The organism is Hypericibacter sp. (assembly GCF_050729195.1).
Lineage (GTDB): Bacteria > Pseudomonadota > Alphaproteobacteria > Dongiales > Dongiaceae > Hypericibacter.
In genome coordinates this window covers 1-22489 of record NZ_JBOHKS010000118.1, presented here as the reverse complement: position 1 = coordinate 22489, position 22489 = coordinate 1, and the positions used below count along the sequence as shown (strand labels likewise).

Annotated in this window: 25 protein-coding genes; 8 read left to right on the top strand and 17 right to left on the bottom strand. The window is 65.3% G+C overall.

Annotation, left to right across the window (positions count from 1 at the left end; genetic code table 11):
* Positions 1-34: 34 nt before the first annotated feature.
* From ACREE8_RS09160 to ACREE8_RS09140, 5 genes are all read right to left on the bottom strand, one after another.
* Positions 35-370, bottom strand: a complete 336-nt coding sequence (locus ACREE8_RS09160; protein WP_431572684.1) for a low molecular weight protein tyrosine phosphatase family protein — start codon at positions 368-370, stop codon at positions 35-37.
* Positions 367-978 (bottom strand): TetR family transcriptional regulator, encoded by a 612-nt coding sequence (locus tag ACREE8_RS09155; protein ID WP_431572683.1) that lies wholly within the window; start codon positions 976-978, stop codon positions 367-369. Before ACREE8_RS09155 ends, ACREE8_RS09160 begins: the two co-directional genes overlap by 4 nt.
* A 251-nt stretch (positions 979-1229) precedes the next feature.
* The gene (locus tag ACREE8_RS09150) at positions 1230-2114 is read right to left on the bottom strand and encodes an aldo/keto reductase (RefSeq protein WP_431572682.1); all 885 of its coding nucleotides are present in this window, start codon (positions 2112-2114) and stop codon (positions 1230-1232) included.
* A 155-nt stretch (positions 2115-2269) separates the two neighbouring features.
* Positions 2270-2680, bottom strand: a complete 411-nt coding sequence (locus ACREE8_RS09145) for a GFA family protein (RefSeq protein WP_431572681.1) — start codon at positions 2678-2680, stop codon at positions 2270-2272.
* 94 nt (positions 2681-2774) lie between these two features.
* On the bottom strand, positions 2775-3251 hold the full coding sequence (locus ACREE8_RS09140) for a GNAT family N-acetyltransferase (protein WP_431572680.1): 477 nt from the start codon (positions 3249-3251) through the stop codon (positions 2775-2777).
* A gap of 180 nt (positions 3252-3431) precedes the next feature.
* Here ACREE8_RS09140 and ACREE8_RS09135 point away from each other — a divergent pair, with 180 nt between their 5' ends.
* Positions 3432-4814: an META domain-containing protein gene (locus ACREE8_RS09135; protein WP_431572679.1), complete on the top strand. Its 1383-nt coding sequence runs from the start codon at positions 3432-3434 to the stop codon at positions 4812-4814.
* Positions 4815-4834: 20 nt separating this feature from the next.
* On the opposite strand, the gene ACREE8_RS09130 is transcribed toward ACREE8_RS09135, so the two are convergent.
* The 3 genes from ACREE8_RS09130 to ACREE8_RS09120 form a co-directional block, all read right to left on the bottom strand.
* Positions 4835-5389 (bottom strand): hypothetical protein, encoded by a 555-nt coding sequence (locus ACREE8_RS09130; RefSeq protein ID WP_431572678.1) that lies wholly within the window; start codon positions 5387-5389, stop codon positions 4835-4837.
* A gap of 100 nt (positions 5390-5489) precedes the next feature.
* Positions 5490-6278: an MBL fold metallo-hydrolase gene (locus ACREE8_RS09125; RefSeq protein ID WP_431572677.1), complete on the bottom strand. Its 789-nt coding sequence runs from the start codon at positions 6276-6278 to the stop codon at positions 5490-5492.
* 44 nt (positions 6279-6322) lie between these two features.
* Complete coding sequence (locus tag ACREE8_RS09120) at positions 6323-7720, bottom strand: purine-cytosine permease family protein (RefSeq protein WP_431572676.1); 1398 nt, start codon at positions 7718-7720, stop codon at positions 6323-6325.
* 234 nt (positions 7721-7954) lie between these two features.
* Between ACREE8_RS09120 and ACREE8_RS09115 the strand changes: the two genes are divergently transcribed.
* Positions 7955-8770: a helix-turn-helix domain-containing protein gene (locus ACREE8_RS09115; RefSeq protein WP_431572675.1), complete on the top strand. Its 816-nt coding sequence runs from the start codon at positions 7955-7957 to the stop codon at positions 8768-8770.
* A 16-nt stretch (positions 8771-8786) separates the two neighbouring features.
* Here ACREE8_RS09115 and cydX read toward each other — a convergent pair whose 3' ends face one another.
* The 7 genes from cydX to ACREE8_RS09080 all read right to left on the bottom strand — a co-directional run bounded on the left by cydX (position 8787) and on the right by ACREE8_RS09080 (position 16404).
* Positions 8787-8915, bottom strand: coding sequence for a cytochrome bd-I oxidase subunit CydX (cydX, locus tag ACREE8_RS09110; RefSeq protein WP_431572674.1), 129 nt, complete (start codon positions 8913-8915; stop codon positions 8787-8789).
* 28 nt (positions 8916-8943) lie between these two features.
* Positions 8944-10077 (bottom strand): cytochrome d ubiquinol oxidase subunit II, encoded by a 1134-nt coding sequence (gene cydB, locus ACREE8_RS09105; RefSeq protein WP_431572673.1) that lies wholly within the window; start codon positions 10075-10077, stop codon positions 8944-8946.
* 12 nt (positions 10078-10089) lie between these two features.
* Complete coding sequence (locus ACREE8_RS09100; protein WP_431572672.1) at positions 10090-11691, bottom strand: cytochrome ubiquinol oxidase subunit I; 1602 nt, start codon at positions 11689-11691, stop codon at positions 10090-10092.
* A complete protein-coding gene (gene cydP / locus ACREE8_RS09095) occupies positions 11688-11999 on the bottom strand; it encodes a cytochrome oxidase putative small subunit CydP (protein ID WP_431572671.1) in 312 nt (103 codons plus the stop codon). The genes ACREE8_RS09100 and cydP overlap by 4 nt, the downstream gene beginning before the upstream one ends.
* 123 nt (positions 12000-12122) lie before the next feature.
* A complete protein-coding gene (locus tag ACREE8_RS09090; protein WP_431572670.1) occupies positions 12123-14096 on the bottom strand; it encodes an FAD-dependent oxidoreductase in 1974 nt (657 codons plus the stop codon).
* A 125-nt stretch (positions 14097-14221) separates the two neighbouring features.
* On the bottom strand, positions 14222-15736 hold the full coding sequence (locus ACREE8_RS09085; RefSeq protein ID WP_431572669.1) for an aldehyde dehydrogenase family protein: 1515 nt from the start codon (positions 15734-15736) through the stop codon (positions 14222-14224).
* Between the two features lie 53 nt (positions 15737-15789).
* Positions 15790-16404 carry a helix-turn-helix domain-containing protein gene (locus tag ACREE8_RS09080; RefSeq protein ID WP_431572668.1) on the bottom strand — a complete coding sequence of 205 codons (615 nt, stop codon included), beginning with the start codon at positions 16402-16404 and terminating at the stop codon, positions 15790-15792.
* Between the two features lie 220 nt (positions 16405-16624).
* Here ACREE8_RS09080 and purB point away from each other — a divergent pair, with 220 nt between their 5' ends.
* Positions 16625-17923 carry an adenylosuccinate lyase gene (gene purB / locus ACREE8_RS09075; RefSeq protein ID WP_431572667.1) on the top strand — a complete coding sequence of 433 codons (1299 nt, stop codon included), beginning with the start codon at positions 16625-16627 and terminating at the stop codon, positions 17921-17923.
* 109 nt (positions 17924-18032) lie between these two features.
* On the opposite strand, the gene ACREE8_RS09070 is transcribed toward purB, so the two are convergent.
* Positions 18033-18365 carry a DUF1476 domain-containing protein gene (locus ACREE8_RS09070; RefSeq protein WP_431572666.1) on the bottom strand — a complete coding sequence of 111 codons (333 nt, stop codon included), beginning with the start codon at positions 18363-18365 and terminating at the stop codon, positions 18033-18035.
* 100 nt (positions 18366-18465) lie between these two features.
* Positions 18466-18792, bottom strand: a complete 327-nt coding sequence (locus ACREE8_RS09065; RefSeq protein WP_431572665.1) for a DUF1476 domain-containing protein — start codon at positions 18790-18792, stop codon at positions 18466-18468.
* A gap of 183 nt (positions 18793-18975) precedes the next feature.
* On the opposite strand from ACREE8_RS09065, the gene ACREE8_RS09060 reads away from it, so the two are divergent.
* The 5 genes from ACREE8_RS09060 to ACREE8_RS09040 form a co-directional block, all read left to right on the top strand.
* On the top strand, positions 18976-19737 hold the full coding sequence (locus tag ACREE8_RS09060) for an NRDE family protein (RefSeq protein ID WP_431572664.1): 762 nt from the start codon (positions 18976-18978) through the stop codon (positions 19735-19737).
* A 141-nt stretch (positions 19738-19878) separates the two neighbouring features.
* Positions 19879-20643, top strand: coding sequence for a phosphoribosylaminoimidazolesuccinocarboxamide synthase (gene purC, locus ACREE8_RS09055; protein WP_431572663.1), 765 nt, complete (start codon positions 19879-19881; stop codon positions 20641-20643).
* Between the two features lie 27 nt (positions 20644-20670).
* Positions 20671-20913, top strand: a complete 243-nt coding sequence (gene purS, locus ACREE8_RS09050) for a phosphoribosylformylglycinamidine synthase subunit PurS (RefSeq protein WP_151178565.1) — start codon at positions 20671-20673, stop codon at positions 20911-20913.
* An 82-nt stretch (positions 20914-20995) separates the two neighbouring features.
* Entirely contained in the window at positions 20996-21685 is a 690-nt protein-coding gene (gene purQ / locus ACREE8_RS09045) for a phosphoribosylformylglycinamidine synthase subunit PurQ (protein ID WP_431572662.1), read from the top strand.
* On the top strand, positions 21682-22489 hold an 808-nt coding region (locus ACREE8_RS09040; protein WP_431572661.1), incomplete at its 3' end, for an AIR synthase related protein. The genes purQ and ACREE8_RS09040, both read left to right, overlap by 4 nt.

Sequence of the window (22489 nt, the reverse complement as noted above, 5' to 3'; positions counted from 1 at the left end):
GCAGCCCTGAGCGGCTCCGTGGTGATGCGAAAGCTCAGACCGGCGGGAGATCGATGAAGCGCCCGACCCGTTCCTCCAGCAGCGCGATCAATTCCGGCTGCATCAAGCGATACTCGTCGGGAATGCCGAGCACGACGATGCGCTTCGAGCGCAGGAGCGGGCCGAACGCCTTGCCGAGCTTCTCTTTGTGAACCGGCTCCATCACCAGGATGAGGTCCGCCCATTCGATCGCCTCGGCCGAGATCGGCGTGTCGGCATCCTTCCTGATGCCAGCCGACTGCGTCTCGATGCCGTCATAGCGCGCGAAGACGGCTTCGGCCGTCGGGCTGCGCCAGCGGTTGCGGCCACAGACGAAAAGCAGCCGCGTCACGCCACGCCCGCCTTCAACCCCGCGATCACCAGCTTCATCACGGCCTTGATGTCGGCTTCGGTGTCGGCGCCGCCGCTGGCGCGGACCATGTAGGGATGATGGAAGCGCAGCGTGGCGCTCAGGACCGCGCGCGCGGCCTGGTTCGCATTCCTGACCTTGAACTCGCCCTGGGCGACGCCGTCGGCGATGATCGTCGTCACCTGGCGGTCGAGCGTCGCCAGATGATGGGCGACCACGTCGCGCGCGGCTTCGGCGACCGCGTGATAGGCCTCGAACAGCTCGGGGTCGTCGAGGATCTTGCGGCGCTTAGCCTTGGCCAGCGCCAGCACCCAGCCTTCGAGCCGCTTGGCGGCCGGGCCCTTCTTCGTCACGAAACCCTCGAGCGGTGCCGAGACCGCGTCGAGCCAGCGCTCGGCCACGGCATCCTGCAGCGCCGCCTTGCTGTCGAAATGGCGGTAGATATTGGCGTGGCTCATATCGAGCGCGCGGGCGACGTCGCTGACCGTGGTCTTGGCGGGACCGTGGCGGCGCAGCAGCGTCTCGGCCGCGTCGAGGATCCGCTCGCGCATGGGGCGGGCGGTGTCGGGTGCGGTGATGGCTTTAGGCAACGGCCTTCCTCTTTCTTCGAAGAGGAAGAAATTGTCGCGCGACGGATCGTATAGGGGTACCCCCCTCCCTAACCCTCCCCCTCAAGGGGGGAGGGGATAGATGTCGGGCGGGCGTGCACTCGATTGGAATCAACATCCGTTTCTCATGGCATGGCTCAGCGCTCGCTGTCGAGCGACTGCATGCCGTGGGCGGGGTAGCGGTCGCCGACCATCGCACCCTTCGGCATCGCCGCTTCGATCTGGGCGAGGTCCTACGGATCGAGCCGGAGCTCCAGCGCCTTCAGCGATTCCGCGAGCTGGGTGCGCTTGCGCGCGCCGATGAGCGGGACGATGTCGGCGCCCTGATGCAGCACCCAGGCGATCGCGATCTGGGTGGGCGTGACGCGCAGGCGCTGGGCCACCTTGGTCAGCGCCTCGACCAGTTTCTGGTTGCGCACCAGATTCTCGCCCTGGAAGCGCGGGCTCATGGCGCGGAAATCCTTGGCGCCGGTCGGCGCGCTGCCGGAGAGCAGACCGCGCGAAAGGATGCCATAGGCGGTCACGCCGATGCCGAGCTCGCGCAAGGTCGGCAGGATCTCCCGCTCGATGCCGCGCGAGGCCAGCGAATATTCGATCTGCAGCGCCGCGATCGGATGGGTGGCGTGGGCCTTGCGGATGGTCGCGGCTCCCATCTCGGAGACGCCGATATGGCGGACATAGCCAGCCTTCACCATCTCGGCGACGGCGCCGATCGTCTCCTCGATCGGCACGGCCGGGTCGAGCCGCGAGGGCTGATACAGATCGATATGATCGGTATCGAGCCGCTTCAGACTGTAGGCGAGCGCGGTCTTGACGGCGTTCGGCCGCGCGTCATAGCCGAGGAACGCGCCGTCGGGCGCGCGTTGCGCACCGAACTTGACCTGGATGAAGAACCGGTCGCGCTTCCCCTTGATCGCCTCGGCCACCAGCATCTCGTTATGGCCCATGCCGTAGAAATCGCCGGTGTCGAGCAGCGTGATGCCGGCCTCGGCCGCGGCATGAATCGTGGCGAGGCCCTCGGTCCGGTCGGCAGGCCCGTAGAAATCGGACATGCCCATGCAGCCGAGACCGACCATGGAAACCGCGGGGCCGCTCCGGCCCAGTTGACGGGTGCGCATCGGAAGTCATCCTTTCGGGAGGGAATGTGATGAATGACAAAATATGTTTTTTGTAACTTCCGATCAAATTAATAATGCGAGAGGCAAGATTCTAGCGCAAAATCAAGGAGATACGACGAGAGAAAGCCGGCGGAGCGACCGACGCTCGCCGCTCCTCACAGATCCGGCTGGTCGAGATATTCCGGCAGCTCCTTCGGCCAGGGGAACCAGCCATGGCGGCAGGCGGCCCAGATGGCGGCGTTGGGCGGATCGAAACCGGCATCGCCGAAATTGCCGACGGCGATCGTGATCTCGTCGGGCGCGCCTTCGCCATAGCCATAGATGCTGCTGCCGCAGACCGGGCAGAAATAATTGTCGACGCTGCGGCCGGCGTCGGAGCCGCGGCGATAGAGCGTGGCGTCGCCCTTGATCGAGGAGACGGCGCTCTTGGACCAGTAGCCCCAGCTGCCGAAAACGCTGCCGGTCTGCTTCTGGCATTCGAAGCAATGGCACACCAGCACGCGGAGCGGCTCGCCCTCGACCGTGATCGAAAGCTGCCCGCAGGAGCAGGTTGCGGTTCTGGACATGGGACGATCCTTTCTTGCCCTCGGGTGAGACGTCGCGCTCGACGACAGTAATCCTAGCCTTTCGGCACGCCCCTTGTCGCCCGGTCGCTCCCGGTCACGCCAGCCGCCAGGTCATCTGGAAATTGTCGTCATAGGTCTCCGCGCCGAGGCGCCGATAGAACGCCGTGGCTTCCGGATTCTGGCGCCACACCATCCAGGCGACATGGCTGGCGCCGCGTTCCGTCGCCAGCCGGCGCGCCTCGTCCATCAGAGCACGCCCGATGCCGCTTCCGCGCGCCTTCTCGCTGACGAAGAGGCCGGCCACGAAGAGCGCCTTGTAGATCTCGAAGATGCCCATATGCCAGGCGAGATAGCCGATCGGCCGGCCCTCCTGCTCGACGATCAGGGTCGCGACCACCGGATCCGCCTCGAAAGAGAGCGCGATGCAGCGCTCCATCTCCGCCGGCCCGGCCCAGTCATCCTCGGGCGAGGGCTCGGGATCGATCGACTTCAGATAGGCAGAAAACTCCTGGAACAGCAGCAACAGGGCCGCCTTATCGTCGGGCCGCGCCGGACGGATGGTGAAGGACATGTGACGACCCCGCATTCCCCGTTTCGAAACGCCTATGAAGCGTCGCCCCGGACGGCCGTCAAGGGACTCAAAGACTATTTTCCGGAGGAAAGAAACTGCCCATACTCCCGCGACGCGCCCGCGCGATCGCCAACAAGACTGTCCGGCCCCTTGTTCCGCCGACCGAAAAGGCAGCCCGCCATGAAACGGTTCTCCCTCCTCTGCCTGGTCCTCCTCCTCGCCGGCTGCGCCACCCATGGCGCGGTGGTGACGGGCTCGGCCAGCTATCGCGAGCGGATGGCGCTGCTGCCGGGGACGGTGCTGGAAGCGACGCTGGAGGATGTGTCGAAGGCCGACGCGCCCGCCGTCATCGTCGGCCAGACCCGCCTCGAAAACCTCGGGAACCCTCCGTTCGATTTCGCGATTCCCTACAACCCCAAGGATATCGTGACCAACCACCTCTATGTGGTGCGGGCGCGAATCCTGTCCGGCACGGATGTGCTGTTCGTCACCGACACCGCCTACCCGATCCTGACGATGGCCCATAAGGGCCCGGCGAAGCTGCTGCTGGTGCGCGCGGCCGGGGGTGCCGCGGCGGGGAGCGCGGGCGTCGATCCCAATATCGGCACGCTGCCCGCGCGCTTCGCCGGCGAGATTCCCTGCGCCGATTGCTCGGCCATCCGCTATCAGGTCGATCTCCTGCCCGACCAGCTGTTCTTCTCGCGCATGATCTATGAGGGCCGCCAGGCGGTCCATGACGAGATCGGCAACTGGTCGGTCCCGCCGGAGGGCGGGCGTTTGGTGCTGACGCCCGAAACCGGCGACCCGACGCAATTCTCGCTGCCGACGCCCGGTCATCTGCGCATGCTCGACCGGACCGGCAAGGAGATCGATTCCAAGCTCAATTACGAGCTCGTTCGCGACGACAAGCTCGCAGCCCTCGATCCCGCGGCGCCTCTCGCGGGCATGTATGCCCATGGCGCCGACGCCGGCATCTTCACCGAATGCAGCACCGGCATGAAGCTCGCGGTGCTGCAGGATGGCGACAACGCGGTGCTGGAGGCGGCCTACAACAAGATGCCGCACGAGCCGGGGCAGCCGCTCAAGGTCGAGCTCGAGGGCCGCATCTCGCTGACGCCGCCGGCCGGCACCGAGGGCGATCTGCCGGTCATCTCGATCATGCGGTTCAACTACATCTGGCCGGGCGAGACCTGCGGCCAGCGCTTCGCCAGCTCGCCGCTCGAGAACAGCTATTGGAAACTGACGCGCCTCGCCTACCAGCCGGTGGTGCTGGCCCCGGGACAGCGCGAGCCCTATCTCGTGCTCCAGGCCCAGGACCGCAGGCTCACCGGCTATGCCGGCTGCAACCGCATGACTGGCAGCTACGCGCTCAAGGAGAACGAGCTGCGCTTCAGCCAGACCGCCACCACCAAGATGGCCTGCGTCAAGGGCATGGACACGGAAAGCGAGTTCCTCAAGACCCTCGACGAGGTCCGCCAGTGGCATATCGACGGCGAGCATCTGACGCTCTCCAACGAATATGGCGCGGTGCTGGCGGTGTTCGAGGCGGTGGCGCTGCCGTGATGAATTGAGCGGGGACGCTCTCACCCGTTGCCATGTCCACCGCGGCAGCCGACGCCGTCGCCGGGCTGGCGGGCGTCGACCTGATAGAGCGAAGTGAAATTGCCGTGGGTGTCCCGCGCTCCGATGTTGAGCGACAGCGGCAAACCCGGCGCCTGCACGTCGAACAAGATCAGAAGTCCGGTGCGCACCGTCCCCGGCGAGGGCGGCGATAGCGTGACCGTCAGGTCCTGGCTGCTGGAGCCGCTGCCCGAGATGGCAACGGTCGATTCCGGGGCGCCCGGCCCGACGGCGACTGAGGTCGGGTCGAATTGGCCCGGAAAGACATGGACCTCGGCGGACTGCACGCCGCCTGCATCCGCGACGCTGAGCGCGAAGCGCGCCGGCAGGGACGCAAAATCGGCGCAGGCATCGCGCGGCTGGTCCGGACCTTCGCTGCTGCGGAACACCGGATTGCCGGCATGGTTGAAGGCGGTAAGCGTGATGCCCGGCGGCGTGCCGTCGGTCGCCACTTCGGGGCCGGTACAGCCGGCAAGCACCAGACCCGACAGGGTCAGGATCGTCAGAGCCGTTTTCATGGCCAATCCCCCGGAAGAAGATGCGCGGAATTGAGTCTAGGACTGAAGGCCGCAGGCGCCAAGGGGGAGGGGCTTTGACGCGATCGAAGTGATGAGCGATCTACACCCGCTTCTCCCACCGCGCGAGCTGCTCGTCGACCAGCTCGACCAGCCGATCGCGGCCGAAGCTCGGCTCATGGCCTGCGTGAATCGTCCTCGCCGGGATCGCGCGCAGGCGACGAAGTGTGCGGGCGTAATCCGGCAGGCTCGAATGATGGAGATTGTCGATGAGCGGGCCGTCATAGATCGCGTCGCCCGAGAACAACGTCCCGGTCCTTTGCTCCCAGAGGCCGATCGAGCCCGGCGAGTGGCCCGGCAGATGCAGCACCTCGAGAACCCGGTCGCCGAGATCGACGACGTCGCCCTCCTCGACCGCGCGGACCTTGCCCGCGGGGCGGATGCGGAAGCTGTGGATGTCGTAGCCGGCCGCGGGCAGGGCCGTGATCATCGGGCCCTCGATCTCGTAATCGGGAACAGGCGGGATCCGCAGCGTGGCCATGTCCTCGGGATCGAATTCGGGATCGGCCAGGGTGTAGTCGCCGGCGGCCGAGCGCAAACCCTCGGCCTCGAGCGAATGCGCGATGCAATCCTCGAACTCGTGATGGCCGCCGATATGGTCGATATGGGCGTGGGTGGCGACGGCCGTGACCGGCTTGTCGAGGATGTCCTTGGCGAAATCGCGCAAGGAGGCGATGCCCATGCCGGTATCGACGATCAGGTCGCGATCCCGCCCCCGCACATGCCAGATATTGCAGCGCAGGAGCGGCGCCACATGCGGCTCCCACAGGAAGGTAATGCCGTCACCGAGGCGGCGCAACTCGAACCAGTGATCGGCGACCTGCAGACCCACGATCGATCATCCTCTCTCATGACGGGTGCCCCGCGATCAGACGCTCAGGCCTTGGCAATCTCGCGTCCGGCCAGCACCCAATAGAGCAGCCCGGACACCACCAGCCCCGCGACGATACTGAGGTCGGCGCCGCCGAGCACTTTCTCGGCGAAGGGCGATTTCAGCATGTCGGCCGAGGTGCAGGCCAGTGCCGCGATCATGCCGGCAACCCACGCGATGAAGGCGGCACCGTGCCAGCCATTGACGTAGCGATAACTCCCGCCCTCCACCGACAACAGGCTGGCGCCATCATAACGGCTGCGCCGCAGCCAGATATCGATGGCGTAGATGGCGCACCAGGGCGCGATCCAGGCCACCATCAGCGAGAGGAAGGCGATGAAGGTGCTGGTGAAATCATAGAAGAAGATCGCATAGACCGAAGCGGCCGTGGCCAGCACCGCGTCGATCATGATCGCCTTGGGCCGTGAGACATTGAGGCCCATCGCCAGCAGCGACATGCCTGAACTGTAGGTGTTGATGAAGTTGTTGGTGATCGACCCGCCGATCACCAGCAGTACGAAGAATTTGAAGTACCAGGGTGCCAGAATCGGCGCAAAGCCGCCGATCGGATCGGTGAGGTCGACCTCGCGGGCGGCCATATAGCCGATCACGGTAATGATCACCGCCGGGATGAAGGAGCCAAGAAAGGTCCAGAAGGTGATCGCGGCGCCACTGGCATTGCGCGGCAGGTAGCGCGTGTAGTCGGCGGCGCAGTTGGCATAGCTGATCGGCATGGCCGCCACCAGGGTGAGCGCAATCAGGAATGTGGGGATATCCGCGCCGGCCGGCGCCGCGGGTGCCGTGGCCGGAACATAGCTCAGCACCTGCGGAATGAGGCCCAGCATCGCCAGCCCCAGCGCCCAGGTGAAGATGCGCTGCATGAAGACGATGGTGGCATGGCCGAGGATGGCGACACCGAAGGTGAAGACCGCCAGCACGCCCAGCAGGATGGCCTTGCCCAGAACGCCCAGCGGAATGCCGAAGCCTTCGACCAGGGAATAGAGCGCGAAGGTGCCGAGCACCAGATTGACCGCCTCCCAACCGACCGCGGTCAGCCAGGAGAGGAAGGACGGCACCGCGTTGCCCTTGCGGCCGAACGCGGCGCGGCTCACCACCAGCGTCGCGGTGCCGACGCGAGCGCCAGGGATGCCATTATAGCCGATCAGCCAATAGAGCAGATTGCCGACGATCACGACGAGCAGCATCTGCCCCATGGTGAGGCCCAGCACCGCCAGAAGGCCGCCGACGATGATGTAGGTGAGAATGAGATTGGCGCCGGCCCAGACCCAGAAGAGCTCGCGCGGATGGCCGCGGCGCTCGGAATCGGGAATGAGGTTGATGCCGTTCTGCTCGACGGCGAAGGCCTGATTGGCTTCGCCAGCCGCTTGTTCCGCCGTGACCATGAGCTTTCTCCCGCGCTGGCGTGGCTTGTCCCGACCAATGGCCGGTCGGGCGCCAAACCTAAAGTTGACGGTAAAAGCTAAAGTCTGACTTTTATATTGTCAATATGATAACGCCACACTTGCAAGCTTGGCTACCGCCCGGTTTGAGGAGGTAGGTTCCTGGCGAACGCGGCTTGAGCGGGCCAGTGTCTTGTGACACCAAGAGGTCCCGTGCAACGGAAGAACAGTGAATCGATGGTTCGTCGAAGACGGAAAGCCGGCCTTCACCCGATCGGCGACGTGGCGGCCGCGGCCGGCGTCACCACCCAGACCATCCGGCTCTGGGAGAAACGCGGCCAGTTGAGTTCCACCCGCACCAATGGGGGACAGCGGCTGTTCACGGGCGAGATGGTGAAGCGCGCCGCCGAGTTGGCGGCAGGATCACGACGCAGCCAGCACCACCAGACCGCCCGGCCCGCGGCATCGCCCGACATGATCGAGCTGGCCTCGACCGGCATGCGCATCCGGCGCGCCCGGATCGAGCATGGGCTGAGCCAACAGGATGCCGCCAAGCGGATCGGCATCTCGCGTTCCTTCCTCTCGACCGTCGAACGCGGCGAGTCCGGCGTCTCGACCAAGGTTCTCGCCAGGATGGCAGATGCGTTCGGCATTCCCATGAGCGGCTTTGCCGGCGCCACCGATCCGAAGAAGCGCGTGATGCGCGTGGCGGACCGACCGCGCACGGTGCTGGCCGAAGGTGTGAGCTGGGAGGAACTGGTCGCGCCCAGCAGCCACGATCTGGAGCCGGCGCTGCTGCATGTGCCGCCCGGGCGGGGCAGCGGCGGCGTCTTCGTGCGGCCCGGCGAGAGTTTCGTCTTCGTGCTGGAAGGCACGCTCACCTTTCAAACGGGCGAGCGGCTCGAAGAGTTCATCCTCGGCAAGGGCGACGCGATCGTGCTGGAGGCCGGGGCGCCCTTCTCCTGGCGCAATGACGGCAGAGCGACGGCCACCGGCCTCTGGGTCGAACTGATCGGCGCCATGCGTCAGAAACCGGCGGGAAAAAAGCGCTGACGGCGCTCGCGGTGTCTCACGCCTCGCCTTGCGTCTCGCCCGGCTGCGTCGCGCGGCGATCGGCGTCGAGCTCGAACCACATCGCGTTCAGGATCGCGAAGGCGCAGGCGAGACCGAGGCCGAGGATCCAGGAAAAATACCACATGATCGTTTGCTCCCTTGCCCGCTGAGGCTCAATAGGCCGAATCCGAATTCTCGACATGCTCGCCGGACACCTTGCCCCGCATCACCCGATAGACCCAAGCGGTGTAGGCCAGGATGATCGGCAGGAAGATCGCCGCGGCGATCAGCATGACCGTGAGGGTGAGCTGGCTCGAAGAGGCATCCCAGACGGTGAGGCTCGAGGCCGGATCGCTCGATGACGGCATCAGGAAGGGGAACAGGCTCAAGCCCGCCGTCGAGATGATCCCGAGGATGCCGATGGAGCTGGCGAGGAAGCCGGCGATGGGCTTTCGCACCCAGGCCATCAGCAGCGCCAGCGCTATGCCGGCGAAGCCCAGGATCGGCGCGATCGCCATCCAGGGATAGCGGCCGTAATTGCCGAGCCAGGCGCCGGCCTCGCGGGTCACGGTTTTGGCGAGCGGGTCGGAGGGCAGCGAAGGATCGATCACCGAGGTGATGACGAAGCCCTGGAGCCGCGCCACCCAGAGGCCGCCGACCGCGAAGAGCAGGATCGCCACCGCGGCCGCGATCATCGCAGCCTTGCGGGCGCGGGCCTGGACCGTGCCGTCGGTCTTGACCGAGAGCCAGCTGCCGCCCTGCGTCGCGATCATCGACAGGCTGAGCAGGCCGCAGACGAGCCCGAAGGGCGAGAGCAGATCGAAGAAGCCGAACTCGAAGCTCGCCCGCATCGAGGAATCAAAACGGAACGGAACGCCCAGCAGGAGATTGCCGACGGCAACGCCGAAGACAATCGAGGGCACCAGCCCGCCGATGAAGAGCGCCGTGTCCCAGGCCGAGCGCCAGCGCGTATGCTCCAGCTTGGAGCGGAACTTGAACCCGACCGGCCGCAGGATCAGCGCGCCCAGGGTCAGGATCATGGCGATATAGAAGCCGGAGAAGCTGACCGCGTAGAGCGGCGGCCAGGCGGCGAAGATGGCGCCGCCGCCGAGGATGAACCAGACCTGGTTGCCTTCCCAGACCGGCCCCACCGTGTTGATGACGACGCGGCGTTCGATGTCGGTTCGGGCCACGATCGGCAGCAGGAAAGCCGAACCCAGATCGAACCCGTCCATGATGGCGAAGCCGATCAGCAGCACGCCCAGCAGCAGCCACCAGATCAGGCGCAGCGTTTCATAATCGAGCATGGGTTTCCTCCCTCACCGCGCCGGGGCGATACGGCGGCGCGCCGTCATGGGGGCCCGACCCGGCGGCCGGGTGAGGCCGCCCGCCTCGCCCGTCTCGTCGATGACGGGCCCGCGCTTCACATATTTGAGCATGAGGAAGACATCGACGACGGCGAGCGTCGAATAGAACAGGACAAATCCGATCAGGCTGAACAGCACCTGGCCCGAGTGAAGGGACGAGGCGCCGAGGAAGGTTGGCAGCACACCCTCGATGGCCCAGGGCTGGCGGCCATATTCAGCGACGATCCAGCCGAACTCCGCGGCGACCCAGGGCAAAGGCAGGCTCCAGAGACAGACCCGCAGAAGCCAGTTATAGCGGTCGAGCTGCCGGCGCGCCGAGAGATAGAAGGTCACGGCGAAGAGCGCGATGAAATAGAATCCGAGCCCCGCCATGAAGCGGAAAGCCCAGAACAGCGGGCCGATATCGGGAACGGTCGACCAGGCCGCCTGATCGATCTGGTCCGGCGTGGCGCTGGCGATATCGTCGGTATAGCGCTTGAGCAGCAGCGCATAGCCGAGATCGGGGCTGTGCAGCGCGAAGGCCGCCTTGGCTTCTTCATTGCCGCGGTCGGCCCGCAGGGTCTGCAGCGCCGTGTAAGCGGGAATGCCGTTCTCGATCCGCCCCTTCGCGCTCTCCACCAGCTCGAAGATGCCGGGGATCGGCGTGTCGAAGCTGCGCGTCGCGATGATTCCGAGGAGCCAGGGGATCTTGATCTCGGCATGGGTGACGCGCGCTTCGCGATCCGGGATGCCGAAGGCCGCAAAGGAGGCGGGCGCCGGCTCGGTGTGCCACATGCTCTCGATCGCCGCGATCTTCATCTTCTGGTTGGCCGTCGCCGTATAGCCGCTCTCGTCGCCCAGCACCACGACCGAGAGTGCCGAGGCGAGACCGAAGCTGGCGGCCACGGTCATCGAGCGCTTCGCGAACTCGACATGATTGCGCCGCAGCAAATAGAAGGCGGCGATCGCCAGCACGAAGATCGAGCCGGTGACATAACCGGCGCTGACCGTATGGACGAACTTCGCCTGCGCCACGGGATTGAACATGACCTCGCGGAACGAGGTCAGCTCCATGCGCATGGTCTCGTAATTGAATTTGGCACCCACCGGATTCTGCATCCAGGCATTGGCGATCAGGATCCAGAGCGCCGAGAAATTGCTGGCGATGGCGACGGCCCAGGTGACGATCAGATGGCCGAGCTTGGAGAGCCGTTCCCAGCCGAAGAAGAAGAGGCCGATGAAGGTGGCCTCGAGGAAGAAGGCCATCAGCCCTTCGATCGCGAGAGGTGCTCCGAAGATGTCGCCGACATAATGCGAGTAATAGGCCCAGTTGGTGCCGAACTGGAACTCCATGGTGATGCCGGTGGCGACACCCATGGCGAAGTTGATGCCGAAGAGGAGACCCCAGAACTTCGTCATCTCGCGCCAGATGGTGCGCCCGGTCATGACATAGACGCTCTCCATGATGGCGATCAGGACGGAGAGACCGAGCGTCAGCGGCACGAACAGGAAGTGATAGAGGGCCGTGAGCGCGAACTGCAGCCGCGACAACTCGACCAGACCGCTATCGATCATGGACGCACCTCGTCAGACGGGGTTTGGGGGGACGTGGATTGGGGAACCGAGCTCGGAGCGGTGGAGACCGGCCCGATCACCGTCTCGCGGACGCGCTCGGCATCGACGGCCGGGCGCTGCGAGGGGCTGAAGAAGAGCGCGTAGATGACCCCCAGGGCGACCAGCTTCAGGGTCACCGCCACCGCGATCTCCCGGGCCGGGCCCCGGGGCCTGGTCGGTCGTCCGACATCGCCGCGTCGGGACTGCATGGCTTCTCCGGGCTGCTCGGGTGAGCGGTTCGGCGCTTCCTCGAGGATCTCATTCGCCACGGGCGAAGAATCCTCGGTCCCGCGACGAACGAGTTCTACAAATAATCGGTGTCTTTCCTGTTGCGGTCAACCGTAGGACAGTGACCGAGATGTCGCACTGTGAATTTCTGTGAAAACTCGCGATCAGATCGCCGAACCAACCTTGAGCCCGTCCAGCACGGCCTCCTCCGCGGTGCGCGGCGTGGCGCAGTCGCCCACCATATGGACCTCGCCCTTCCAGCCGATCAGCTCGTCATCGAGCCCGGCGACGCGGCGATGGCCCAGCGCCGTCACCACGGTGTCGATGCCTTCGAACACGATCGGCTCGGCACTGGTAGCATGCTGGAAATAGACGGTGTCGCCATCGACGCCATAGAGGCGCGCATAGTTCGTCACCTCGATGCCGAGCTTGTGCAGGATGCCGTTCCAGCTGTCGCGCACATAGAGCGGCAGCCGCTGGCCGGCATGGAGCCCGTCGACGCAGAGCCGGACCTTGCAGCCGTCGCGCGCCAGCTTCTCGGCCAGCCCCATGCCGATCCAGTCGCAGCGCCAGTCGGCGACGACGACCGAGCTGCCGACATTGACCTCGCCCTTCAGCACCTGCCAAGCATTGACGACATGGCCGCTCTCGGCGGCACCCTCGATCTCGGGTAGATAGGGCTCGGCACCGGTGGCGATCACCACCACGTCGGGCTTCTCGCGTTCGACCAGCGCGCGGTCGACGCGGGTGCGCTTGACCACCTTGGCGCCGGCGCGTTCCAGCTCGCGCGTCAGATTGGTGACGATGCCGCCGAACTCGGCGCGTCCCGGCAGCAGTTGCGCCAGCAGGGCCTGGCCGCCCAGCCGCTCACTCGCCTCATAGAGCGTCACGTCATGGCCGCGCTCGGCCGCCACCGCCGCGGTCTTCATGCCGCCGGGACCGCCGCCCACGATCATGACCTTGCGCTTCTTCGCGGCCGGCTGCCGGCGCTGGCTGTCATATTGCAGCTCGCGGCCGGTCTCCGGATGCTGGATGCAGGAGATCGAATATCCCAGGTGGAAATGGCCGATGCAGGCCTGGTTGCAGCCGATGCAGGCGCGGATGTCGTCGAGCTTGCCCGCTTGCGCCTTGTTCGCCATCTGCGGATCGCAGATCTGGGCGCGCGTCATGCCGCACATGTCGGCCTGGCCCGAGACCAGGATCTGCTCGGCGATCTGCGGCTGGTTGATGCGGCCGGCGACGAAGACCGGTTTCTTGACCTTGGCCTTCACCGTGGCGGCGAAGGGCGCCACATAGCCGGTCTGGACGATCATCGGCGGCACGATATGGACCGCACCCTTCATGCTGGCCGACGAGCCCGCGATCACGTTGTAGTAATCGAGCTCGCCTTCCGCATCGAGCGCCATCAACGCTTCGAGCGCCTCGGGCGCCGTCTGGCCGTCATGGTCGAGATCCTCGCCCGAGATGCGCAGGCCCACGACGAAATCGCGGCCGACCTTGGCGCGCACCGCGCCGATCACCTCGCGCAGGAAGCGCAGCCGGTTTTCGAAGCTGCCGCCATATTTGTCCTCGCGCAGATTGAGGCGCGGGTTGAGGAACTGCGAGGGGAGATAACCATGGCTCGCCACGATCTCACAGCCATCCATGCCGGCGCGCTTGAGCCGCTCGGCGGCCCCGGCATAGCCCGCGACGATCTCGTCGATCAGGCGCTGCGACAGAGGCTGGGGCATGACATGAAAACGCTCGTTGGGCACGGCCGAGGGCGCGTAGGCAACGGGCAGACTCCCATCCTGGCTTTCCATGATCTCGCGGCCGGGATGGAAGATCTGGCCGAAGATCCGCGTGCCATGCGCATGGGCGAGCTCCGCCACCTTCCGATAGCCTGGAATGCAGGCATCCGTGGTCGCCATCAGGATATGCGAGGTGTAGCGCGCGCTCTCATGCACGCCCGCCACCTGCATCACGATCAGCCCGCAGCCGCCCTCGATCCGCGCCTTGTGATAGGCGATCAGCTTCTCATTGACCGTGCCGTCGGTCGGCATGCTGGTGTCATGACCGGTCGAGAGGATCCGATTCTTGATCGTCACATGACCGACCTGGATCGGGGAGAAGAGATTGGGAAACGGTTGGGACGCCATGGCACTTCACTCGGAGGCTGGAGGAACGGGAGACCAGTCGCGATCGCGGGAGCAGAATCGATTCAAGGACGAAGCCGTCGCTGCCCCAAGGATCGGACGGCGACGGCCCTTGACGGTGCAGAGGCTTACTTCTTGCCCTGATACATCTCGCTGTCCTTGTAGGGGAACCACCAGAAATCATGGGCGCTGGCGGCAGGATCGATCATGGCGAGCTTGGTGTGGCGGAAGGTGTCGAGGCCTTCGGCGCCGAGCTGGCGGCCCATGCCCGACATCTTGCGACCACCGAAGGGCCCGGCATCGTTGTCGAGCAGCGGCGCGTTGACCCAGACCATGCCCGCCTCGAGCTCGTTGACGGCGCGCATGCTCTCCTCGAGATCCTTGGTGTAGATCGAGGCGCCGAGGCCGTAGCGCGAGCGGTTGGCGAGCGTGATCGCCTCCTCGAAGTCCTTGACCTTGCAGATCGGCAGCACCGGCCCGAAGCTTTCGCGGTTCATGATCTCCATCTCGGGAGTGACGCCGGTCATCACCGTGCATTCGGCGAAGAAGCCGCGATTGAGGCCAGCGGGCCGGCCGCCGCCGGTCACGATCTTGGCCCCCTCCTTGACCGCGCGCGCGACAATGCCCTCATAGCGGTCGCGTTCCTTGCGCGAGGCGAGCGGGCCCATGTCCGACTTGGCAAGGCCGTTGCCGATCCGGACCTTCTTCGCCTCGGCCACGACGCGCTCGACGAACTCGTCATGCACCTTCTCATGCACATAGAAGCGCTCGGCCGCGGCGCAGACCTGGCCGCAATTGATGAAGGCGCCGAAGGAGGCCCCCCGCGCCGCGATATCGAGCGGGGCCGAAGGCATGACGATGAAGGGATCATTGCCCGAGGCCTCGATCAGGCAGCGCTTGAAATCGGTGGCACAGGCCTGGGCCACCTTCTGGCCGGTCTCGATGCCGCCGGTGAAGGCGATCATATGGGTGTCGGGGCTGGCGACGAGCTGACCGCCGACGCGACCGCCGCCGGTCACGCATTGCACCACGCCCGCCGGCAGCACCGCCGAGAAGGCCTCCAGGAACTTCATCGTCACCAGCGAGGTCATCTCCGACGGCTTGATGATGACGGCATTGCCCGACGCCAGCGCCGCCGCCGCTTCCCAGCAGAGCAGGCAGAGCGGATAGTTGAAGGGCAGGATGATGACGACGACGCCCAGCGGATCCTTGATCGTGAAATGGAATTGGCCGTCCGTCGCGGGCCCGAGAACCTTGCCCCATTCGGAGCGGCCGGCTTCGGCGTAATAATCGATCGCCGACATGGCCCAAGTGCATTCGTCGAAGGATTCCTTGTAGGTCTTGCCCATCTCGCGGGTCAGCATCTCGGCGATCACCGGCCGCGTCTCGCGCAGATGATGCGAGACCTCATGCAGCAGTTCGGCGCGCGTGAGGGCGTTGGTCTTGTTCCAGACCTTCTGCGCCTTGTTGGCAACGCGGATCGCCTCCTCGACCTCGGCCTCGGTCGAATCGGCGACCTTGCCGACGACATCCTCGGTCGCGGGATCGATCACCTCGAACTGGGTCGAGGCCTTGCTGGCGCGCTGCTCGCCCCCGATCAGGAGGCGGTTGCTGAGGCGTTGGAATTCGGCGAGTGCGGTCATGGTCGTTGTTCCTCCCTGAGATCGATTGGATTCTTGCTGTTGATTCGTCGCCCTCAATAGCTGGGCGGCGTGATGGCCCAGATCACCACCGTCTCGATGGTGCCGGGATTGCGATAGCGATGGGGCAAGGTGCTCTTGAAGGTGAAGCTGTCGCCTTCCCAGAGCCGGAAGCGCTTGCCGTTGATCCAGAGATCGAGCTGGCCGGCGATGACGATGCCGGCTTCCTCGCCGATATGGGTGTAGGGCGCCTCGCCGCTGCTGGCGCCGGGCGGGAACCGACTCAAGAGCAGCTCCAGCTGCCCGTCGAGATAGGGCGTCAGCAGGCTGTCGGTGATGCCGTGGCTGTAATGGAGCGTGCGGCGCCGGTCGGCGCGCACGATGAAGTCGCGCTCCTCCTCTGGGCCCGGATCGTTCTCGGCGAAGAACCAGCTGATATTGACGCCGAGCGCCTTGCCGATGTCGTGTAGCGCGATGACAGAGGGGTTGGAGAGGCCGCGCTCGATCTGGCTGAGGAAGCCGACCGAGAGGCCGGTCTTCTCGCCCAGCTCCTCCAGCGTCATGTCGCGGGCATGGCGCAGGCTGCGCACCTCGCGGCCCAGATGATGCGAAAGCTCGCCGCTGCTGCCGGGGGTGGGTTCACCGGGCAGCAGCTTGGAGGCGCGGATCATGCGCCGGTTCGAGTTCGCGACCGTCTTCTGGGCTCTCCCTGCCATAGCGAAAGGGAGGCTAGCGCCGGCGGTGAAAATTATCAAAAAATTTTCACTGGCCTGGAATTGGACTCCCGCGGCGAGGGTGCCAATGGACCGAATCGCGCCCGCCTCTTATGGTCCCTCGGGCCTGTGCCATAATGGGATCCCTCCCAACCGACCTGTCAGGGCCTAAACCTCGATGATTCCACGCTATAGCCGTCCCGAAATGACCCGGATCTGGGAACCGGAGAACCGCTTCCGCATCTGGTTCGAGATCGAGGCGCATGCCTGCGACGCCCAGGCCGAGCTGGGGGTCATTCCGAAGGAAGCGGCCCAAGCGGTCTGGGAAAAGGGCAAGTTCGAGATCGCGCGGATCGACGAGATCGAGCGCGAGACCAAGCATGACGTGATCGCCTTCCTGACCAACCTGGCCGAACATATCGGCCCGGCGGCGCGCTTCGTGCATCAGGGCATGACCTCGTCCGACGTGCTCGACACCTGCCTCGCCGTGCAGCTGAAGCAGGCCTCGGACCTGCTGCTGGCCGATCTCGATCGCCTGCTTGCGGCCATCAAGAAGCGCGCCTTCGAGCATAAGCTCACCCCGACGATGGGCCGCAGCCATGGCATCCATGCCGAGCCCACCACCTTCGGGCTCAAGCTCGCCGGCCATTACGCCGCCTTCGACCGCGCCAAGGCGCGGCTCACGGCCGCGCGCGAGGAGATCGCGACCTGCGCCATCTCGGGTGCGGTCGGCACCTTCGCCAATATCGATCCCCGCGTCGAAGAGCATGTGGCGAAGAAGCTGGGCCTCAAGCCCGAGCCGGTCTCGACCCAGGTCATCCCGCGCGACCGCCATGCGATGTTCTTCGCGACCTTGGGCGTCATTGCCGGCTCGATCGAGAATCTGGCGACCGAGATCCGGCATCTGCAGCGCAGCGAGGTAGCGGAGGCCGAGGAATATTTCTCGCCCGGTCAGAAGGGCTCCTCGGCGATGCCGCATAAGCGCAACCCGGTGCTGACCGAGAACGTCACCGGCATCGCGCGGCTCATCCGCGGCATGGTCACGCCCGCTCTGGAGAATGTGGCGCTCTGGCATGAGCGCGACATCTCGCACAGCTCGGTCGAGCGCGTGATCGGCCCCGACGCCACGGTGGCGCTCGATTTTGCCTTGTCGCGCATGGCCACGGTGGTCGAGAAGCTGGTGATCTATCCGGCCGCGATGCAGCGCAATCTCGACCTCTTCGGCGGCCTGGTCCATTCGCAGCGCGTGCTGCTGGCGCTGACGCAAGCCGGCATGGCGCGCGAGGAGGCCTATCAGACCGTCCAGCGCAACGCGATGAAGGCCTGGGAGACGCGCGGAGATCTACTGGCACTGCTGAAGCAGGATGCGGCCGTGACGGCGAAGATGAAACCGGCCGAGCTCGAGGCGCTCTTCAACCTCGATTATCACTTCAAGCATGTGGATACGGTGTTCAAGCGGGTGTTCGGGAAGAGTTGATTCTGTCCCCTCCCCCGTTTTCCCGGGGGAGGGCTAGGGAGGGGCTGCTCCAGCATCGCGTCCTCCCCCTCCCTAACCCTCCCCCATCAAGGGGGAGGGGATAGAAATCTTACCCCTTCACTTCCGACATCACCTCTTTGCGGGCCAGTTCCTGGAGCTCGGTGAGGTGGCGGCGGATGCGGTGTTCCGAGATCTCGACGCCGCGGTCCTCGAAATCGGTGAGCAGCTTCCGGATGACGGCCTCGCTGCCGCCATGCTGGTCGACCTCGGTCATGACCAGGCTCTTGGCGTAGCCGTCATATTCCAGGGCCGGCAGCCTCATGAGGCGCGCGGCCCAGAGTCCCAAGATCTTGTTTCGTCGCGCGTGGATCCGGAACTGGAGTTCCTGGTCATGTTTGAATTTGTCTTCGAGCGCGCGCTCGCGTTCGTCGAATGCCGACATGGGTCACTTCCTCCGCTTTCGCGGGGACCGGGATGAACCCAGCCTCCCGCTCGCCTGAAGTGACGTCGTCGGCGCCGCTGTCAGCCGCGCGATCGGGGCGTCACTTCACCTCGGACATCACCTGCTGGCGCGCGATCTCGCGAAACTCGCTCAGCTGATGGCGAATCCGATGGTCCGTCATTTCGACGCCCTTCGCCTTGAAATCGGCCAGGAGCTTGTCGACGACATCGTCGTCGCCGGGCTTTTCCAGGTCGGCCATGACCACCGACTTGGCATAGGCGTCATGCTCGGCCGCCGGCAGCTTCATTTCCTTGGCGGCCCAGAGGCCCAACAGCTTGTTGCGGCGGGCTGAGATTTTGAATCCAAGCTCCTGGTCATGCTTGAACTTCCCCTCGAATCCGCGCTCGCGATCGTCAAAGCTCGTCATACCCCTGGATCTCCTATAGGTGCCTCGGGCGGTCGGTCTGCCCGCCTCACAAGTGGCCCTGGCGGGCGCCGCCGTCAAGATTTTCCGTCCGATGGTTAACCCCGATAGGACGGCTGTCGCCGCCCCGAAAACGCCCCCTGACCTCTTGCCAGCGGCGCCCGAACCTGTCATTGGGCTCCGCTCATGTGCAGTGTGGTGATCTTGCTGCGGCCCGGCCATGACTGGCCGGTCATCGTCGGCGCCAATCGTGACGAAATGAAGAACCGGCCCTGGGCGCCCCCGGCGCGTCATTGGCCGGACCGGCCGGAAGTCGTTGCGGGCATGGACAAGCTCGCCGGCGGCAGCTGGATGGGGCTGAACGACCATGGCGTCGTGGCGGCCATCATGAACCGGATGAACACGCTCGGGCCCGCCGCCGGCAAGCGCAGCCGCGGCGAACTGGTGCTCGAGGCCCTGGATCATGCCGACGCGCGCGCGGCCGTGGGCTTCCTCACCGACCTCGACCCCGAGGCCTATCGCCCCTTCAATCTGGTGGTGGCGGACAATCGCGACGCCTTCTGGATGCGCAACCTCGGCAGCCGCGAGGAAGGCCGCGGCGTCTCGGTCGAACGCATCCCGCCGGGCGTCTCGATGCTGACCGCCCATGACCGCAACGACCGGGCCCACAGCAAGCGGATCACGCATTTCCTGCCGCAGTTCGAGAAGGCGCCGGTCCCCGATCCCGCCGCGAACGACTGGCAGGGCTGGGAAGCGCTGCTGAAGGACCGGACACCGGCGCCCGGCGGCTCGGTCTATGATGCCATGTGCATCGCCGGTGAGGACGGATTCGAGACCGTCTCGAGCTCGCTCGTGGGCCTGCCCAAGGTGGGACTCGACCGCCGCCCGATCTGGCGTTTCGCGGCCGGCCGTCCCGACCTTTTGCCTTTCGAAAACCTCAGCTTTTAAGCGGTTTTCCCTGCGTCCCTGGGCGCGGTTGTCACTCCTTATGGCGCCTGCTATAGAGACCGCGACCGGCGGGACCGCCGTGCCGATTTTCCTTGGGCGCGCCAAGCCTTACGCGGCCCCTCCCATCCTCCGGAGCTCGCCATGTCGCGTCGGCGTCGCATCTATGAAGGCAAGGCGAAGATCCTCTATGAGGGACCTGAGCCGGGCACGCTGGTGCAGTACTTCAAGGACGACGCCTCGGCTTTCAACAATCAGAAGAAGGGCACCATCACCGGCAAGGGGGTGCTCAACAACCGCATCTCCGAATATCTGATGGTGAAGCTGGGCGAGATCGGCGTGCCGACGCACTTCGTTCGGCGCCTCAACATGCGCGAGCAACTGGTGCGCGAGGTCGAGATCATCCCGATCGAGGTGGTGATCCGCAATGTCGTGGCGGGCTCGCTGTCGCAGCGCTTCGGCATGGCCGAAGGCGCCGCCCTGCCGCGCTCGATCGTCGAGTATTATTACAAGTCCGACGAGCTGGGCGACCCGATGGTGAGCGAAGAGCATATCACCGCCTTCGGCTGGGCGAGCCCCCAGGACCTCGACGACATGCTGTCGCTATCGCTGCGCAGCAATGATTTCCTGACCGGCCTCTTCCTCGGCGTCGGCTTGCGGCTGATCGATTTCAAAGTCGAGTTCGGCCGGCTCTATGAGAACGAAGAGATGCGGATCGTGCTGGCTGACGAGATCAGCCCCGATTCCTGCCGGCTCTGGGACGTGAAGACCAACGAGAAACTCGACAAGGACCGCTTCCGCCGCGATCTCGGCGGGGTGGCGGAGGCCTATCAAGAGGTGGCGCGACGGCTCGGCATTCTGCCCGAGGGCGGACCGCGCGACCTCAAAGGCCCCTCGACGATGCAGTAACCCAGGACATCAGGAACCGGAAGACCCATGAAGGCGCGCGTCCATATCACCCTCAAATCCGGCGTTCTCGACCCGCAAGGACGCGCCATCCAGCATGCGCTGGGGGTCATGGGTTTTGCCGGCGTCGAGGATGTCCGGCAGGGCAAATATATCGAGATCGAGCTCAAGGAAACCGACCGCGCCAAGGCCAAGGCCAATCTCGATGCGATGTGCCAGAAGCTCCTGGCCAATACCGTCATCGAGAATTACGCGATCGACTTCGCGGACTGACATCCCCACATGACGAGTTTCTCACCCTCCCTCTCCCCCACCCGCGCCGGCAGGGCGCGGGCTTGAAAGGGCGCTCCTCTCCATGAAATCCGCCATCATCGTATTTCCGGGATCCAATCGCGAAGGCGACGCCTGGCAGGCGCTGGCCGAGGTGACCGGGTCCGCCCCGCAGCTGGTCTGGCATCGCGACAGCGAGCTGCCGAAGGTCGACCTGGTGGTGGTGCCGGGCGGCTTCTCCTATGGCGATTATCTGCGCTGCGGCGCCATCGCCGCTCATTCGCCGATCATGCGTGAGGTCAAGGCGCGCGCCGGCAAAGGCATGGCGGTGCTGGGCATCTGCAACGGTTTCCAGATCCTGACCGAGGCGGGCATGCTGCCGGGCGCCTTGCTGCGCAATGCCGCGCTCAAATTCATCTGCCGCAACATCCACCTCAAGGTCGAGACCAGCCAGACCATGTTCACCGGCGGCTATGAGCAGGGCCAGGTGCTGTCGGTGCCGGTGGCGCATCATGACGGCAACTACCACGCCGATGCCGCGACGCTCGACAAGCTGGAGCAATCGGGCCGCGTCGCCTTCCGCTATTGCGAACCCGATGGAGCCGTGACGGCGGCCGGCAATCCGAACGGCTCGGCGCGCAACATCGCCGGCATCTTCAACGAAACCAAGACGGTGCTGGGGCTGATGCCGCATCCCGAGAACGCGATCGACAAGCTGCTGGGCTCGGTCGATGGCCGCGGACTCTTCCGTGGCATCGCGGAGGCCCTGTCTTGACGACATCCGCCGCGGCTTCGACCTCCATTACGCCCAACATCGTTGCCGAGCACGGGCTCACGGCCGACGAATATCAGCTCATCCTCAAGATCATGGGCCGCGCACCCAATCTGACCGAGCTCGGCATCTTCTCGGTCATGTGGAGCGAGCATTGCTCCTATAAATCCTCGCGGCGCTGGCTGAAACGGCTGCCGACCGAGGGCCCCGTCGTGATCCAGGGTCCCGGCGAGAATGCCGGCGTGATCGATATCGGCGACGGGCAGGCCGTGGTCTTCAAGATGGAGAGCCACAACCACCCCTCCTTCATCGAGCCCTATCAGGGGGCGGCGACGGGCGTGGGCGGCATCATGCGCGACGTCTTCACCATGGGCGCGCGGCCGATCGCCAATCTGAACGCACTGCGCTTCGGCAGCCCCGACGATCCCAAGACCCGCCATCTGATCGCGGGCGTGGTCGCCGGCATCGGCGGCTATGGCAATTGCATGGGCGTGCCGACCGTGGGCGGCGAGGTGAATTTCCACCCCTCCTATAACGGTAACATCCTGGTCAACGCGATGACGGTGGGCCTGGCGCAGGCCGACAAGATTTTCTATTCGAAGGCGGCCGGTCTCGGAAATCCCGTGATCTATGTCGGCGCCAAGACCGGTCGCGACGGCATCCATGGCGCGACCATGTCCTCGACCGAGTTCAACGAGGACAGCGAGAGCAAGCGGCCGACGGTGCAGGTCGGCGATCCGTTCGTCGAGAAGCTGCTGCTGGAGGCCTGCCTCGAATTGATGGCGACCGACGCGATCGTCGCCATCC